Raw genomic sequence first — 15415 nt, 5'->3', positions numbered from 1 at the left:
CGGGAGTCACCCGCCGATCATGCCAGGTCGGCGGGGGCGGCCTGGGCCATGATCGCCAGGAGTTGGCCGTCGGGGTCGGGGAAGAAGGCCATCCATTCCTCGATGCCGTTGTCGTGCTTGTGGATGAGGTGCGGGGCCTGCTCGAACTCCACGCCGCGGGCGCGGAGTTCGTCGTACGCCGATTGGATGTCGTCGACGCGAAAGTAGAGGATGGAAGGGTCCGCGGGTCCTTCGGTGGCGCTCAGGAACAGCCGCGTTCCACCGCAGTCGAAGAACGCCAGGTCGCCGAACGTGTAGAGGTGGGGGAGTCCCAGTACGCCGCCGTAGAAGTCGACGGCCTGCTGGATGTCACTCACCGGGCGGGCGATCTGCCCGATCGCACCTAGCTGCACCATCTCCGCGCCTCCTTGTCCCTGAAGAGCACTGTCCGCGGGCACACCGCGCCAGGTGCGAAGCTCGGCCCGGCGGTCCAGGCCGAGCTTCATCAGCGCGTTCGCGACGTGGAACTTGACCGCGTCGACGCTGACTCCGCGCCGCCGCGCGATCTCCCGGTTCGACATCCCGTGCCGCACCGCGTGCACCACCTGCCACTCGGCGGGAGTCAGTACGTCGGGATGCCGGGGCCGTCCGCGTGTACCCACACCCTTAAGCTAGCGGCGTAGCGTCCGAATTACCCTCCCCCTCAGTGCACCCAGACCTTGTAGATGCGGATGGGCTTTGCCGGCGGGCCGTCCTGGTCGGGGTCGGCGATGCCGGCGGCGACCATGCGGTCGAAGGTGGACATGCCGGCGATGACGTGGCCGAGAACGGTGTAGTTCGGGGCGATGTTCGCGAACGAGTGCACGACGAAGAACTCGGAGCCGTTGGTTCCCGGGCCCTGGTTGCCGTAGGCAACGGTGCCGCGCGGGTAGGTCTCCTGGCCGGTGACCTCGTCGGGGAACTTGTATCCCGGCCCGCCTTCTTCCTGGCGGTAGATGTCACCGCACTGCAGGACGCCCAGCCGGGACGAGTTCGTCAGCCGGAAGCACTGCGTCGCGTCGTAGAACCGGCTCTTCACCAGGTGCACGAAGTTGTGTACGCCGCAGGGCGCGTTGGCACGGTCCATCCGGACCACGAACGGTCCGTAGTTCGTCACGAAGTACACGTCGACCGTGCCCTTGGCGCGGGCAACCGGGGACGGGACCCGGACAGGCTTGGCGGCCGGGTTCTCGGGCGTCGGCGTGAACTCGCACTTGGCCACGGGCTTGGAGACGGGAACTGCGGAGGCGGTCGTCGTGGTCAGCGTCATCGCAACCAGAGCGGCCGCGATCAGGGCGGTGAATGATCGCTTCATCACCACACCGTAGTACCTCGCTCGCTCTCTGCAGAGGTTGTTCAAGGAATTGGTCGCGGACTCGAACATCCGGCCCTTCCCGCCTAAGGTGATCCGGTCCGCTGCGGAAGGTGTGTTGGTGTGAACGGCGAGGTACTGGCAGGTCGGTACCGGTTGCTGACCCTGCTGGGCAGGGGCGGTGCGGGTGAGGTGTGGCAGGCCGAGGACACGCTCCTCGCCCGCCAGGTCGCGGTGAAGTTGCTGCGCAGCCTCGAAGGCGACCCGATGGACGCGGTGCAGAGGTTCCGCGCTGAGGCTCAATCAGCCGCTCGATTGACCCATCCGAACGTCGTCGCGACGTACGACGTCGGCACCGAAGGCGACCACGTGTTCCTGGTGATGGAGCTCGTGCAAGGACCCGATCTCGCCAAACTGATGCGTACGTCGGGACTCCCCGCCGCCGCCCTGATCGAGGACATCGCCGTCCAGGGCGCCCGTGCGCTGGACGCGGCGCACGCGGCCGGGATCGTGCACCGCGACGTCAAGCCGGGCAACCTGCTGTTGGCTCCCGACGGCACCCTCAAGATGACCGACTTCGGTATCGCCAAGAGTGCGGGCAACGAGACGACCGGACTGGGCGTCCTGCTCGGTACGGCGTCGTACGTGTCGCCGGAACAGGTCCGCGGCGAGCCCGCCACCGCGGCCAGCGACTGGTACTCGTTCGGCTGCGTCCTGCACGAGCTCCTGACCGGTACGCCGCCTTTCACCGGCCCGACCGTCGACGTGGTCATGCGGCAGCATCTCGACGTACCGCCTCCGCCTGTTACGCGTGCCGACGTACCGGCTGAGCTGTCGAACCTCGTGACGCACTTGCTGGCCAAGGATCCGGCGGACCGTCCGTCGTCGGAGCATGAGGTGGCCGCACTGCTCGCACCGGCCAACCAGACCCAGGTGCTGACGTTCACGCCACCTGCGGCTGCCGAGGTGGTCGGTGTGGGTAAGTGGGAGGAGGACGCCGACGAACCGGCGCACCGGGCAACCAGCAGTGGCTTCCCCGTGGCCAAGGCAGGTGTGGCTGCTGCCGTGGTGGTAGCGGGTGTGGCGGGGGCGCTCCTGCTGCGGGCAGGCGTGTCGAACGATCCGCCCGCACAGGCCGGCGGAACGCCTTCTGCCCCGGTGCAGAAGGTCACGACGGCTCCCAAGACCACACCGGAGCCCAAGCCGACTCCCACTCCCACTCCCACCAAGACTCCGACGACGCCGACGAAGAAGCCGACGCAGACGCAGAACCCGCAAGGGATGCTGGTGCAGCGGCTGCGCTCGCTGGCCGCACAGGTACGCGCGACGCAGCAGGGGAGCCGTAGCAAGGCACCGCGGGAGGCTGCGAACGACCTGGATCAGGCTGCCCAGGCAATCGACCACGGCGACACCGAGGCTGCCGCGAAGCACTTCTACGAGGCGCGGCAGCGGCTGGCCGAGGCACAGCAACGACACCGCTGGCAGGCGACCCAGCAGATCGCCGCGCTGTTCTTCACCATCGGCCAGTCGCTCCCACGTCCTGACCACGACCACGAGTGAGGCACGCGACCTTCGCCAGGTGGCCGGTGTCACAGCGGGTGTCACCCTCGTGCCGGGATGCTGATAGCGAGGATACTCGCGGGTAAGCCGGCCGAAGGAGACGCACGATGAGCAGGTTGCAGCAGACCGAGGGGCTGACCGACATCCAGGAAGAGATCCTGAAGACGGTCCGGGCCTTCGTCGAGGCCGAGATCCTCCCGGTCGCGACCGAGCTCGAGCACCGCGACGAGTACCCGACCGAGATCGTCGAGGGACTCAAGGAACTCGGCCTCTTCGGCCTGATGATCCCCGAGGAGTACGGCGGCCTCGGCGAATCGCTGCTCACGTACGCGCTGTGCGTCGAGGAGATCGCCCGCGGCTGGATGAGCGTGTCCGGGATCATCAACACGCACTTCATCGTTGCGTACATGCTGCTGCAGCACGGGACCGACGAGCAGAAGCAGAAGTACCTGCCGCGAATGGCGACCGGTGAGGTCCGTGGCGCGTTCTCGATGTCCGAGCCGGGCTGCGGATCCGACGTCGCCGCGATCAAGACGAAAGCCACTCGTGAGGGTGACGGTTACGTCGTCAACGGTCAGAAGATGTGGCTGACCAACGGCGGCTCGTCGAACCTGGTCGCCGTACTCGTGAAGACCGACGAGGGGCAGGACTCGGTCTACAAGAACATGACCACGTTCCTGGTCGAGAAGGAGCCCGGGTTCGGTGAGGTCGACAAGGGCCTCACGATCCCCGGCAAGATCGAGAAGATGGGCTACAAGGGCGTCGACACCACGGAGCTGGTGTTCGACGGGTACCGGATCGACGCGGGCCAGATCCTCGGCGGCGTGCCGGGCAAGGGTTTCTACCAGATGATGGACGGCGTCGAGGTCGGTCGCGTGAACGTCGCCGCGCGCGGGTGCGGTGTCGCGCGGCGGGCGTTCGAGCTCGGGATCTCGTACGCGCAGCAGCGGGAGACGTTCGGCAAGAAGATCGCCGAGCACCAGGCGGTGCTGTTTCGGCTCGCCGACATGGCCGTCAAGGTGGAGGCCGCGCACGAGCTGATGGTGAGGGCGGCCCGGAAGAAGGACAGCGGCTCCCGCAACGACTTCGAGGCCGGCGTGGCGAAGTACCTGGCCAGCGAGTACTGCTCCCAGGTCGTCGAGGACTCGTTCCGCATCCACGGCGGCTACGGCTTCTCGAAGGAGTACGAGATCGAACGCCTCTACCGCGAGGCCCCGATGCTTCTGATCGGCGAAGGGACCGCCGACATCCAGCGCATGATCATCGGCCGCCGCCTGCTCGAGGACTACAAACTCTGACCGTGCGCTGGGTCGACAGGCGGGGCGGTGCCGGTCGGCCCAGCGCACGGCGGGGCAGGGTCTAGGCCGTACTGCGGGTCGGGACTTGCCGGGTGTTGCCGGAGCCGTGGCCGGAGAGCAGCCAGATGCCGAGCTGGGTGATCTCGTGGCGCACCGAGGCGCCGTCGCGGCGGGTGGTGATCAGGCCGGCCTCCCGCAGCACCGTCGCCTGATGGCTCGCGGCGGCCGGAGAGATCCCGCAGCGTTTCGCCAGCTCCGTCGTCGTACAGCCGCTGACGGTCGCCTCCAGTGCGGCGGCCCGGGTCGACCCGAGCAGGGCTCCCAGGGGGTCACTCGACGGCGGGTGCTCCTTCGGCGTCTGCCGCAGGATCCCGGGCGCATGCTGGATCGGGTACACCAGGATCGGTTTGAGGTCCGGGTCCCGCAGCTTGGTCGGTACCTGCCAGCAGAACGCCGAAGGCTGCAACTCGATTCCCCTGCCATCGAGATACAGATCTCGGTCGTTCATGTCCAGCACCTGCAGCACCGGTGCGACCCACCGGACCCGCGGATGCAACGACGACAGCAGCCGGTCCACACCGTGCCGGGCCAACGCCTCACCTCGATGGGCGTGGTCGGCGGACACGTGCGTCCCGATCGATTTCCAGTACGGCGCGATCGCGGCGTCGTGATACGTCCGGATGGCCCGTCCGAGCTTCTGCATCGACGTACGGCCACCTTGGGCCAGCTCCCGGGTCCAAGGGGAGGCAGGCCGGTACTGCGCGAGCAGGTCGAGCTGGCTGCGGATCTGCTGCCGCGGTGTCGCCAGCGCCTGCTCAAGGGCGGTGTCGAAGTCCGGCGCGGGCTCCGCCGGGGTGAGGAAGTCGGGGGAGTAGCCCTTCGACGGAGTCAGCTCGAGCAGCAGCCGCATCTGGTCCGGTGCGACCGTGGCCCGCACATGGCGGCGCCAGTCCTCGAAGATCAGCCGGCCTTCCGAGTGCTGCAGCATATGCAGGCTCAGCAGCACCTCCCAGAGCGGCGCCGGCGTGGTGGCGACCGTGACCCGGGTCAGGTCGCGCGGCGTGAAATGAATGCGAAGCACCGCGATCCCCTCCTGTCCCTGGTCGGCATTCGGTCGCGGAAAGTAATCGCTTCCTGACCGAATGCGATTCCGGAATTCAATCAAGGGAGGAGATCGCGGGACAACCGTTTGAACATTCCAATCCCGGAGCAGTCCCGGCCATGGCAAAAGGTTGCCAACTCACCCGACCTGGCCAAGCCGATTCCGGGCCCAGGAGGGTGTCTAGAGCCAGTGGTTCCGCTTGAACAACCGGTAAAGGACGGTGCACGCCGCCGCCATCACTCCAAGTACGACGAAGTACGCGTACTTCAGCCGCAGTTCCGGCATGTAATCGAAATTCATGCCGTAGATCCCGGCGATCATGGTCGGCACCGCGAGGATCGCCACCCACGCCGAGATCCGCCGCATGTCCTCGTTCTCGGCCACCTGGACCTGGGCCAGCCCGGCCTGCAGGATCGAGCTGAGCAGCTCGTCGAACGAGATCACCTGCTCCTTCACGCGTTGCAGGTGGTCGTCGACGTCGCGGAAGTAGTTCTTCGTCTCGTCGGCGATCAGCGGGTGCCGCAGCGTGGCCAGGGCCCGCATCGGGCCGGTCAGCGGCGCCACGGCCCGCTTGAGCTCGAGCACCTCACGCTTCAGCTGGTAGACCCGGTCGATGTTCCGCCAGCCACGCGGCGTGAACATGGACGTCTCGATCAGGTCGATATCGGCCTGTACGGCGTCCGCGACCTCCAGGTACCGGTCCACGACGTGGTCCGCGATGGCGTGCAGTACGGCGCCCGGACCGGTGGCGAGTCGGTGCGGCTCCCGCTCCAGCTCCTGCCGCAGTCCGGTCAGCTCACTGTGCTCACCGTGCCGGACCGTGACGACGAAGCCGGGTCCACAGAACACCATGACCTCACCCGTCGCGACCACCTCGCTGGTTGCGGTCAGATCGTCGTGCGGGACATACGTGACCGTTTTGAACACTGCGAACAGCGTCTCGCCGTACCGCTCCAGTTTGGGGCGCTGGTGCGCCTCGTGCGCGTCCTCCAGCGCCAGCGGGTGCAGACCGAACTCCGCACCGATGATGGCGAGCTGGTGGTCGGTCGGCTGGAACAGGCCGATCCACACGAACCCCTGCCCGCGCTGCGCCCGGTCGAGCGCCTCGGTGTAGGAGTTGACCCGGGTGTCGCGGACACCGTCGCGGTACAGCCCCCAGTCGACCAGGGCGCCCTCGAGCTTGCCGGTGACCACGTCGTCCGGCGGACGTCCGGGACCGTCGCCGCGGCGGGCGAAGACCCGTCCCACACGGCGTGTCGCGCCCATGTCCCATCGTCGCCCGGCCATCACCGGCGAGGCTATCAAGACGCGATAACCAGCCGTCGGCAATGATGGGGTGCAAGCACGTGGAGAGGAACGACGATGACCACGCAGGGCATGCCCTCGATGGACCCCAGGCCGACCGGCCTGACGATCGGGACGTACGACACCTACCGGGAGGCACAGCGAGCTGTCGACTATCTCTCGGACGAGAAGTTCCCGGTCGAGCACACGACCATCGTCGGCAACAACCTCCGTCAGGTCGAGAAGATCACCGGCCGGCTCACCTGGGGCCGGGCGCTGGCGGCGGGGCTGGCCAGCGGCGCATGGTTCGGGCTGTTCGTCGGCACGCTGCTGGGGCTGTTCACGAACGGCAACTGGCTTGCGGCGGTGCTGACCGGCGTCGTACTGGGCGCCTTCTTCGGGCTGGTGTTCGGCGGCCTCGGCTACGCGCAGTCGGCCGGCCGGCGGGACTTCACGTCGCGGACCGCCGTGGTGGCCACGACGTACGACGTACTCTGCGACTTCAAGTTCGCTGAAGAGGCCCGCAACCACCTCGCCAAGCTGGCCCTGAAGGGCGAGGTGCACCCGCTGCTGCCGGATCACCAGTCCCCGCAGACCACGCAGCGGCCGATCGACTGAGGTGACCTATCTCTCCTGCCGGTGAGAGCCAGACCACGGCCCGGATGCGCCCGGACCGGCAGCATGGGGAATCCCATCGCCGAGGCCAGAGCCGAGGAGGAACCGAGATGCAGTTCGGGCGCAGCTACGAGGAGTTCGAGGTCGGTGCGGTCTACAAGCACTGGCCGGGTAAGACGGTCACGGAGTACGACGACCACCTGTTCTGCCTGCTCACCATGAACCACCATCCGCTGCACCTGGACACGCACTACGCTTCAGCGTCGACCCAGTTCGGGAAGAACGTTGTGGTCGGCAACTACATCTACTCGATCCTGCTCGGCATGTCGGTCCCGGACGTGAGCGGCAAGGCCATCGCCAACCTGGAGATCGAGTCCCTGCGGCACGTCGCCCCCACCTTCCACGGCGACACGGTGTACGGCGAGACGCTCGTCCTGGACAAGTGGGAGTCGAAGTCCAAGGACGACCGCGGCGTCGTGTACGTCGAGACCAAGGGCTACAAGCAGGACGGCACCGTCGTCTGCCTGTTCCGCCGCAAGGTCATGGTCCCGAAGAACAACTACCTCGAGTCCCGCGGCGGCGAACAACCAGGCCGCCCTGTCCCCGCCGAGTAGCCAGACGTCAGCCGGCGAGCTCCGCCACGACGGTCAGCACGCCGAGGACTGGCTCGGCGCCGACCGACTGGAAGAGGGCCGGCGCAGCGGGCGGCTCACTGCCGGCCCGCATCGCGTCGAGCGCACCACGATCGCGCCACATCGTCTGGATCTGCCAGCGGTTCTGATCGCCCCGCAGCAGCCGGGAGTACAGCAGGCCGGCCGGCAGCGGCGAGTCCGCGAGCTTGCGGTACCCGTCGACCAACTCCTGCGTCCGGCCGGGCTCGACCGTCGCACTTACCTCGGTGAGAATCTCGCCGGCCATCGCTCCCCCTGGTGTACTCGGTGGCTTTCAGCATGACACCGATCCCGGCCGTCCGCATTTGCCTGGCCGACCCACCAATTTGCCTGCCTGACCCACCTGATGAGGGGTTCCCACCCAGAACCAGGGTGAGGAACCCCGAACTAGGTGGGTCAACCCATCAAATGAGGTCAGCTGAGGAACAGCTCGATCACCGGGACCAGGACGTTCGGTTTCTGGATCGGGAGTTTCAGGGTGAGTACGTCGGCCGAGACGCCACCCATCGTGGTGTTCTGCGCCTGCTGATGGGGGTCGTTCTCGATGCGCTTGATCTCGGAGGCGTCGTTCAGGAGTTGGGCGTACTTCACCTTCCCGCCGAGGCCGGCCAGATGCACGTGGCCCATCGGCCAGGAGAACAGGTGCAGATACAGCCGGTTGCCCTTCTGCGTGTAACGGGCGTCCACCGGCGCCGTGTACTCCGAGGGACGGGCGCCGCGGATCGACCGCTCGTGCAGGCGCATCCACCCACCGATGTCGGCCAGCGTCGCCAGCGCCCGCGGGTCGAACTCACCCCGCCCGGTCGGTCCCACGTTCAGCAGCAGGTTGCCGTCCTTGGAGACCGAGTCGATCAGCATCTTCACCAGCAGCTCGGGTGACTTCCAGTCCAGGTTGTCCCGGTCGTAGCCCCAGCTGCCGTTCAGCGTCTGGCACGCCTCCCACAGCACCGGTACGCCGTCGCGCTGCATCGGCGCGTCCGGCTGGTACTGCTCCGGCGTCACGAAGTCGCCCGGGATGTCCAGCCGGTCGTTGATCAGGATGTCCGGCTGCAGCTCCCGGACCATCGCCATCAGCTCGACCGAGCGCCAGTCGTCCTTGCCTTTACCGTGGCCGTCCCGCCCGTCGGGGTACTTCCGGCCCGGGTAGGAGAAGTCGAACCACATGATGTCGATCGGCCCGTAGTTGGTCAGCAGCTCACGCGTCTGCGCGTGCAGGTAATCGGCGTACACCTGGATGTCCCGCCCGGCCGCCTTCGCGATCGCCTCCTCGTCGTCGCGCTGCGGGTGCACGAGGTCGATCGGGAACTCCGGATGGTGCCAGTCGATCAGCGAGTGGTAGAACCCGACGCCCAGGCCTTCGGCCCGGCATGCCTCGACGAACGGCCCGACCAGGTCCTTGCCCCACGCCGTCTTCGCCACCGTGTAGTCGGAGACCTCGGAGTCCCACAGGCAGAAACCCTCGTGGTGCTTGGTCGTGAGTACGGCGTACTTCATGCCGGCCTCGCGCGCGGCGCGGGCCCACTTGGTCGGGTCGTACAGGTCCGGCTCGAAGTGGTCGAAGTACGGCTGGTAGTCCTCGTCGGTCAGCTTTTCGCGGTTCTTCACCCACTCGTGCCGGGCCGGCAGCGAGTACAGGCCCCAGTGGACGAACAGGCCGAACCGCCAGTCGCGGAACTTCTCGACGGAGTGCGCGGGAGGCGCGTCGGTCATCTCGTATCTCCTTCGGAATTAGCGGCCGCCCAGACCGGTGACGAGCAGGCCGCGGACCAGGTGTTTCTGCAGCAGGACGACAAGCAGGACGGTGGGAATCATCGCCATCACCGACGCGGCCATCATCAGGTTCCACTGCGTGCCCTGCTGGCCGACGAACTGCGCCAGGCCCAACGGCACCGTGCCCTTGTCCTCGACGCTGTTGATGATGATCAACGGCCACAGGAAGCTGCCCCAGAAACTGATGAAGGTGAAGACGGTGAGTACGGCGAGGGCCGGCCGCGCGAGCGGCAGCATGATCCGGAAGAACGATCCGAACGGACCGCACCCGTCGACCCGGGCAGCCTCTTCGAGCTCGGCCGGGACGGTCAGGAAGAACTGCCGGAGCAGGAACGTGCCGAACGCGGTGAACGCCCACGGCAGGATCAGCGCCCAGTAGCTGTCCACCCAGCCGAGCGCCTGCATCAGCCAGTACATCGGCACGATCAGCACTTCCTGCGGCACCATCAACGTGCCGAGGAACAGCACGAACAGTTGCTCCCGGCCCCTGAACTTCAAGCGGGCGAAGGCGTACGCCGACAGGCTCGAGGCAGCGACCACCACAAAGGTGCCGGCCACGGCGACCAGCAGACTGTTCAGGAAGTAGCGATCGAACGGGGCGAACGTGAACGCGTCCGCGTAGTTCTTCCAGCGGATCTCGGAGCCGAACAGGTGCGGGGTCGGGGTGAACACCTCGTCGGCGGGCTTCAGCGACGTCGACACGGCGTACACCAAGGGGCCGAGGAAGACGATCGCCACGATCACCAGCAGGGTGTGCGAGACGCCGCTGCGGACCTTGCGGGCGGCACTGTTGGTCTCAGACGTCATAGTTCACCCACCGCTTCTGCCCGAAGAACTGGATCGCGGTGATGCCCATGATGATCACGAACAACACCCAGCCGGCCGCCGACGCCAGCCCCATCGTGAGGAACTGCCAGCCCTGGTTGTAGACGTACATGACGATGGTCTGGGTGGCCACGCCCGGGCCGCCCTGGGTCAGGATGAACGGCTGCGCGAACACCTGGAACGAGGTGATCAGCGTCATCGTGGTGGCGAAGAACATCGACGGGGTGATCATCGGCCAGGTGATGTAGCGGAACCGCTGCAGCGGCCCGGCGCCGTCGATCTGCGCGGACTCCAGTTGCGACTGCGGAACCTGGTCGATCGCGGCCGAGAAGACCAGGAAGTTGTAGCCGAAACCCTGCCAGATCGACATCGCCACGATCGCCGGCATCGCCCAGTTCGACGAGCCCAGGAAGTTCGGCGCGTCGATGCCGAACCAGCTCTGCAGGCCGCCGTCGATCAGCCCGCCGGGCTGGAACAGCAGCCGCCAGACCATCACGTTGGCCACCATCGGCGTCATCACCGGGATGAAGAACAGCACCCGGAACACCTGCCGGCCCTTGATCTGCGGGCCCAGCCAGACCGCGAGGCCGAGCGAGACGACCACGTTCAGCGGGACGTACAGCACCACGAAGAGCACCGTGTTCAGCACCACCCGGCGGAACACCGGGTCGTGCAGCAGGTGCGAGTAGTTGCCGAAGCCGAGGAAGGAGCGGGTGCCGAACACCGGCCAGTCGAACAGGCTGATGCCCAGCGCCATCGCGGTCGGGAACAACGTGAACAGCGCCAGCCCACCGAGACTCGGCGCCAGGAAGACCGACGCATACCGCCCGTCCCGCCGCAACGCAGGCCGGCGCCCCGCCCGGGCGCCGCGGTCAGGCGGCGTACCGGTCGGGGCAACGGTTGTGTTGACAGCCATCAGGAACCAGCGCCTGCCTGGTCCTGGATGGTCTTCAGGGCCTGGTCCGGCGGGATCTCACCGTTCAGCGCCTGCGTACCGAACCGGTTGAGCAGGTCGGCGACCTGGACCCAGTTCTTCGAGGTGACCAGCGGGATCGAGTGCTCGGAGGCGTAGTCGATGGTCTCCTTCGCGCCGTCGATGTTCGCGGCGGTGAACCACGCCGGGTGCGCGACGGTGCGAGCAGGGTACGCGCGGCCGGCCTGGGCCAGCGTGGTCAGCGGCTTCTCACTCGTCATCGACATGATCGCCTGGAACGCGGCGTCCGGTGTCTTGCAGGACCGGGCGATGCCGAAGCCCGAGCCGGCGGTGTAGGTCTTCGAACCGTCCGGACCGGCCGGGATCGGCGCGATGCCGAGGTTGAACTTGACCTTGCCCTTGGTGTCGATCAGCGACCACGGCCCGTTCAGCTGCATCGCGGCCTTGCCGCCGGTGAACTGCTGGGTCTCGAAGTCCGGGTTGCCGCCCGGCACCTGCGGGGCGATCTTGTCGGTCTTGACGAAGTCGGCGTACTGCGAGAAGCCCTGCTCGAACTTCGAGTCGGTGAGGTTGAGCTTGCCGTCGGCCAGCGGCTCGGCGCCGGTCATGGTCCGCACCCAGGACATGGTGCCCAGGTCGCCGGGGGTCGTCACCAGGCCGGTCTTCCCGGCGGCGGTCAGCTTCTTCGCGGCCGCCTTGAACTCGTCCATCGTCCAGCCCGGCTTCGGATCGGGTACGCCGGCGGCCTTGAACAGATCCTTGTTGTAGAAGATCACCATCGGGCCGGAGTCGTACGGGATCGCGATCTGCTTCCCGTCCGCCTTCAGGCCGTCCATGATCGGCTTGTCGAAGTCCTCGGCCTTCATGCCGTACTTCTTCATCAGGTCGTCCAACGGCACCATAGCGTTGGCGTACGACGCCATCCGCAGACTCTGCATGCCGATGATGCACGGTGCCTTGCCGCTGGCCAGCGTGGTCCCGATCTTCGACCAGTAGCTGTCCCACGGGGCGCCCTGGAGCTTGACGGTGATCCCGGCGTGATCGGTGTGGGCCTGGTCGGCGACCTTCTGCCAGGCGGCCTGGTCCTCGGCGCCGGCAACCCAGAACGACCAGGTCAGATCGGCCTTGTCTGCGGAGCCGGAGCTAGCGCTGCTGCCACCGTTGCCGCCCCCGCAGGCAGCGACTGTGGTCAGGGCAAGAACCGACAAGGCGGCCATGCCGGTCTTCAGGGCCCAGCGGTGCGCCCGCACTGGTGTTGCTTTCATCGCTGACCTCCAGGGGATGTACTGATTCGTCCGATCTATAGTCGGAGGTATTCGGCGCAGTCAACACCTCAGAGCCATAATTCATGGCCTGAATCGGCAATTCGGCCCTAGACATCCGATGTATCGTGCCGGAACATCGGATGTCTCAGCAGATTCAGGAGGTGGGGCGATGCGCGTCACCGACGAAGCGATCGATCGGATCAAGCAGATGATCGTCGCCGGTGAACTGCGGCCCGGCGATCGCCTGCCGCGGGAGGCGGACCTGGCCGCCCGCCTCGGCCTGTCCCGGAACTCCTTGCGCGAGGCCGTGAAGGCGCTCGCGCTGATCCGGGTGCTCGAGGTCCGTCAGGGCGACGGGACGTTCGTGACGAGTCTCGACCCGTCGCTGCTGATGGAGACAATGGGCTTCGTACTCGACCTGCACCAGGACGCCTCGGTGCTGGAGTTCTTCGAGGTACGGCGGATCCTCGAGCCGGCTGCCGCGGCGCGGGCGGCGCTGCGGATGGCGGACGACGACATCGCGGCGCTACGCAAGCTGCTCGACGATCTCGGTCCGCAGCCGTCCGTCGAGGATCTGCTCACCAGTGACGTGGAGTTCCACAGGCTGGTGGCGATGGGCAGCGGCAATCGGGCGCTGGCCTCGATGATCGACAGCCTGCGGCAGCCGACGTACCGGGCACGGATCTGGCGAGGGCTGACGCAGAGCGACGCCGTCGCCCGGACGCTGGCCGAGCATCGGGCCATCCTCGACGCGATCGAGGGGCGCGAGCCGGAGGTGGCCAGGTCCTGGGCGACGGTGCACATCGCCGGGGTGGAGCGCTGGATCCAGGAAGCGGTCAATCTCGACGAAGACGAAGCTCCAGCAGAACTGCGGAAGGCATCGGGAGGGACAGTTCGACCGCTCCGTCGCGCAACTCCAGTGGAGTACTGACCATCCTGCTCCGGTCGGCGAGCTCGGCAAGCTCCTCGTCCGTGGGCCAATCACTCAAGCCTTCGGCGGCCGTTGCCACGTCGCCGACGCCGATCGCGAGGGTGGTCGCGGTCGCCCGCCAGGACGGATCAATGCCCGGCAACTCGACGCGAACGTTTCTCGTCAGCTCAGACGCGCCGTTCGCCTTCGTCTGATCAAGCGTGAGGTTCCAGACCAGTACGGCGATGCGGTCGCGGTCCCGGGAGGCCCAGGCCTCCACCAGGCTCCCGCCACCGTCACCGTCGTACGTCACCGGCAACTCGACCGGTCCGAGCCGGCTGAGCAGCGTCATCGCGTGGTAGCGCGGTTTCGCCAGTCCGCCCACGGTTTGCAGCCCGAAGCCGCCGTGCAGGAACCGCGGCGGCCGACCGAGTTCCTCGAAGTGGTCGGACGCGACCCAGTACGAGAGTGCGTCGATCCGCCCGGCCGCGGACCGCATGCCGCGGAGCAGGAACACTCCGGAGAAGACCGAGTCGTTGATCGGGTTGAAATGCCTCGGCGTCACGCCCCACTCGGTCCAGAGGATGCGCGCATCGCCGTACCCGTGCCGCTCCAGCGACGCCCGTACGTCGAGCGGCGGCGATCCGTACGTGTGCGTGGACACGAAGTCGACCGGCGTACCGAACCGTTTGGCGTGGACGAGGAGGTCGTCCACCCAGCCGGCCGCGGCGGAGGACGGGCCGCCGACCGCGAGGCGTGGGTCGACAGACTTCACGGCGGCAGCGGACACGTCGTACAGCTGGAGCCATTCGGTCTTGGTGCCGGACCAGAAGACCTCGAGGTTGGCCTCGTTCCAGACCTCGAAGTCCCAGGTCAGCACCTCGTCGAGGCCGTACCGGTCGACGAGGTGCTGCACCAGCGCGCGGACCAGGTCGTGCCAGCGCTGGTACGACGCCGGCGGCGAGATGATCGCGCCGTACGCGAAGACCGTCTTCGTCGGGTCGCTCGCCAGCTCTCGCGGCATGAACCCGAGCTCGACCACCGGCCGCAGCCCGATCGCGAGCAGCTTGTCGTAGATCGCATCCACGACGGAGAAGTCGTACGAATCGCCGTCGATCACGTGCGTGTCGTCGTGGAAGATCGCGTGCGCGCGGACAGTACTCACGCCGATCTCGTCGTGCATCCGGCGCAACGCGTCTTCGAGTTCGCGGCCGATCTCGTGCCCGTACTGTTTGCCGCGACTCCGTCGCGGCGGGTCATGGGGCTGTTGCTCCCGATCTTCCCTCGTCGCTCCGGTCGCTTCGCTCCCTCCGCTCCTCAGTCCAGATCGGGAGGCCCCATGACCGCCGGTCAGGTCCTTGCACAGCAGTTGGCTCAGGCGCTCACTGCCGACCATCGGCTCCCAAGGCCGGTGCAACTCGGTGCCCTCAGCAACCAGATCGACCATCACGGTGACTTGTGGAGAGATGCTGTCGGCAACCAGTGGTACGGCGCCGACGGTTTGACTCGGACGCCCGTGGGTCGTCACCTCGGGCACGCTCGCGACGGCATAACGGTACGGCGTACCCGGGGTGCACGTGGTGTCCACGTACGGCGGCGACGGGACCGACAGCACGTCGCCGCTGCGGTGATCGACCGGCTCCAGCGGACCGCGTTCGCCGGTTCCCCTGAGGATCAGGTAGCCGACCGCGCCGTCCACCGGCGACCAGTCGATCGTCACCTGGCCGACGCCGCCGACCGCCGTGACCTCCTTCGGCGGATCGAGCTCCGGGAAGGTGAACGAGCGGTCCTCGTCACTGCGGACCGCGATCCGTTCGTCCCAGTCGGTCTTGGCGTCGTGCTGCATCTAGG

The 15415-nt window shown here is 67.2% G+C and carries 15 protein-coding genes; 5 read left to right on the top strand and 10 right to left on the bottom strand.

All coding sequences use genetic code 11. The features are described 5' to 3' along the window. Window positions 1-17: 17 nt before the first annotated feature. Both EV651_RS14365 and EV651_RS14360 read right to left on the bottom strand, forming a co-directional pair. Window positions 18-641 (bottom strand): VOC family protein, encoded by a 624-nt coding sequence (locus tag EV651_RS14365; protein WP_133785645.1) that lies wholly within the window; start codon window positions 639-641, stop codon window positions 18-20. Window positions 642-682: 41 nt separating this feature from the next. Next, window positions 683-1333 (bottom strand): peptidylprolyl isomerase, encoded by a 651-nt coding sequence (locus tag EV651_RS14360; RefSeq protein WP_133785644.1) that lies wholly within the window; start codon window positions 1331-1333, stop codon window positions 683-685. Between the two features lie 120 nt (window positions 1334-1453). Here EV651_RS14360 and EV651_RS14355 point away from each other — a divergent pair, with 120 nt between their 5' ends. Further along, window positions 1454-2890 (top strand): serine/threonine-protein kinase, encoded by a 1437-nt coding sequence (locus EV651_RS14355; protein ID WP_133785643.1) that lies wholly within the window; start codon window positions 1454-1456, stop codon window positions 2888-2890. A gap of 107 nt (window positions 2891-2997) precedes the next feature. Next, complete coding sequence (locus EV651_RS14350; RefSeq protein ID WP_133785642.1) at window positions 2998-4188, top strand: acyl-CoA dehydrogenase family protein; 1191 nt, start codon at window positions 2998-3000, stop codon at window positions 4186-4188. A 61-nt stretch (window positions 4189-4249) separates the two neighbouring features. Here the strand turns inward: EV651_RS14350 and EV651_RS14345 are convergent, their stop codons facing one another. Both EV651_RS14345 and EV651_RS14340 read right to left on the bottom strand, forming a co-directional pair. Then, complete coding sequence (locus EV651_RS14345; RefSeq protein WP_133785641.1) at window positions 4250-5269, bottom strand: helix-turn-helix transcriptional regulator; 1020 nt, start codon at window positions 5267-5269, stop codon at window positions 4250-4252. Between the two features lie 201 nt (window positions 5270-5470). After that, a complete protein-coding gene (locus tag EV651_RS14340; protein WP_133785640.1) occupies window positions 5471-6577 on the bottom strand; it encodes a magnesium and cobalt transport protein CorA in 1107 nt (368 codons plus the stop codon). 75 nt (window positions 6578-6652) lie between these two features. Here EV651_RS14340 and EV651_RS14335 point away from each other — a divergent pair, with 75 nt between their 5' ends. Continuing rightward, window positions 6653-7192 (top strand): general stress protein, encoded by a 540-nt coding sequence (locus EV651_RS14335; protein ID WP_133785639.1) that lies wholly within the window; start codon window positions 6653-6655, stop codon window positions 7190-7192. Between the two features lie 107 nt (window positions 7193-7299). Further along, window positions 7300-7803 (top strand): MaoC family dehydratase, encoded by a 504-nt coding sequence (locus tag EV651_RS14330; protein ID WP_133785638.1) that lies wholly within the window; start codon window positions 7300-7302, stop codon window positions 7801-7803. Between the two features lie 7 nt (window positions 7804-7810). Here EV651_RS14330 and EV651_RS14325 read toward each other — a convergent pair whose 3' ends face one another. From EV651_RS14325 to EV651_RS14305, 5 genes are all read right to left on the bottom strand, one after another. After that, window positions 7811-8107: a hypothetical protein gene (locus EV651_RS14325; RefSeq protein WP_133785637.1), complete on the bottom strand. Its 297-nt coding sequence runs from the start codon at window positions 8105-8107 to the stop codon at window positions 7811-7813. 167 nt (window positions 8108-8274) lie between these two features. Next, window positions 8275-9570 carry an alpha-L-fucosidase gene (locus tag EV651_RS14320; RefSeq protein ID WP_133785636.1) on the bottom strand — a complete coding sequence of 432 codons (1296 nt, stop codon included), beginning with the start codon at window positions 9568-9570 and terminating at the stop codon, window positions 8275-8277. Between the two features lie 18 nt (window positions 9571-9588). Then, complete coding sequence (locus EV651_RS14315; RefSeq protein WP_133785635.1) at window positions 9589-10437, bottom strand: carbohydrate ABC transporter permease; 849 nt, start codon at window positions 10435-10437, stop codon at window positions 9589-9591. Beyond that, window positions 10427-11371 (bottom strand): carbohydrate ABC transporter permease, encoded by a 945-nt coding sequence (locus EV651_RS14310; protein WP_133785634.1) that lies wholly within the window; start codon window positions 11369-11371, stop codon window positions 10427-10429. Before EV651_RS14310 ends, EV651_RS14315 begins: the two co-directional genes overlap by 11 nt. After that, window positions 11371-12654 (bottom strand): sugar ABC transporter substrate-binding protein, encoded by a 1284-nt coding sequence (locus EV651_RS14305; protein ID WP_133785633.1) that lies wholly within the window; start codon window positions 12652-12654, stop codon window positions 11371-11373. Before EV651_RS14305 ends, EV651_RS14310 begins: the two co-directional genes overlap by 1 nt. Window positions 12655-12823: 169 nt before the next feature. Here EV651_RS14305 and EV651_RS14300 point away from each other — a divergent pair, with 169 nt between their 5' ends. Further along, the gene (locus tag EV651_RS14300; RefSeq protein ID WP_133785632.1) at window positions 12824-13585 is read left to right on the top strand and encodes a FadR/GntR family transcriptional regulator; all 762 of its coding nucleotides are present in this window, start codon (window positions 12824-12826) and stop codon (window positions 13583-13585) included. Here EV651_RS14300 and EV651_RS14295 read toward each other — a convergent pair. Beyond that, a complete protein-coding gene (locus EV651_RS14295; protein WP_133785631.1) occupies window positions 13491-15410 on the bottom strand; it encodes a xylan 1,4-beta-xylosidase in 1920 nt (639 codons plus the stop codon). The genes EV651_RS14300 and EV651_RS14295 overlap by 95 nt on opposite strands. Window positions 15411-15415 lie beyond the last annotated feature (5 nt).

Origin of the sequence: Kribbella sp. VKM Ac-2571 (assembly GCF_004362255.1) — a bacterium.
Taxonomy (GTDB): Bacteria; Actinomycetota; Actinomycetes; order Propionibacteriales; family Kribbellaceae; genus Kribbella; species Kribbella pratensis.
The sequence above is the reverse complement of the archived record's forward strand: the minus strand, read 5'-3'. Positions and strand labels throughout refer to the sequence as shown.

Bases quoted from the DNA above. Each gene is read 5' to 3' on its own strand.
- EV651_RS14360 (WP_133785644.1), bottom strand. From the start codon at position 1,333: ATGAAGCGATCATTCACCGCCCTGATCGCGGCCGCTCTGGTTGCGATG.
- EV651_RS14350 (WP_133785642.1), top strand. From the start codon at position 2,998: ATGAGCAGGTTGCAGCAGACCGAGGGGCTGACCGACATCCAGGAAGAG.
- EV651_RS14340 (WP_133785640.1), bottom strand. From the start codon at position 6,577: ATGGCCGGGCGACGATGGGACATGGGCGCGACACGCCGTGTGGGACGG.
- EV651_RS14335 (WP_133785639.1), top strand. From the start codon at position 6,653: ATGACCACGCAGGGCATGCCCTCGATGGACCCCAGGCCGACCGGCCTG.
- EV651_RS14330 (WP_133785638.1), top strand. From the start codon at position 7,300: ATGCAGTTCGGGCGCAGCTACGAGGAGTTCGAGGTCGGTGCGGTCTAC.
- EV651_RS14325 (WP_133785637.1), bottom strand. From the start codon at position 8,107: ATGGCCGGCGAGATTCTCACCGAGGTAAGTGCGACGGTCGAGCCCGGC.
- EV651_RS14320 (WP_133785636.1), bottom strand. From the start codon at position 9,570: ATGACCGACGCGCCTCCCGCGCACTCCGTCGAGAAGTTCCGCGACTGG.
- EV651_RS14315 (WP_133785635.1), bottom strand. From the start codon at position 10,437: ATGACGTCTGAGACCAACAGTGCCGCCCGCAAGGTCCGCAGCGGCGTC.
- EV651_RS14310 (WP_133785634.1), bottom strand. From the start codon at position 11,371: ATGGCTGTCAACACAACCGTTGCCCCGACCGGTACGCCGCCTGACCGC.
- EV651_RS14305 (WP_133785633.1), bottom strand. From the start codon at position 12,654: ATGAAAGCAACACCAGTGCGGGCGCACCGCTGGGCCCTGAAGACCGGC.
- EV651_RS14300 (WP_133785632.1), top strand. From the start codon at position 12,824: ATGCGCGTCACCGACGAAGCGATCGATCGGATCAAGCAGATGATCGTC.
- EV651_RS14295 (WP_133785631.1), bottom strand. From the start codon at position 15,410: ATGCAGCACGACGCCAAGACCGACTGGGACGAACGGATCGCGGTCCGC.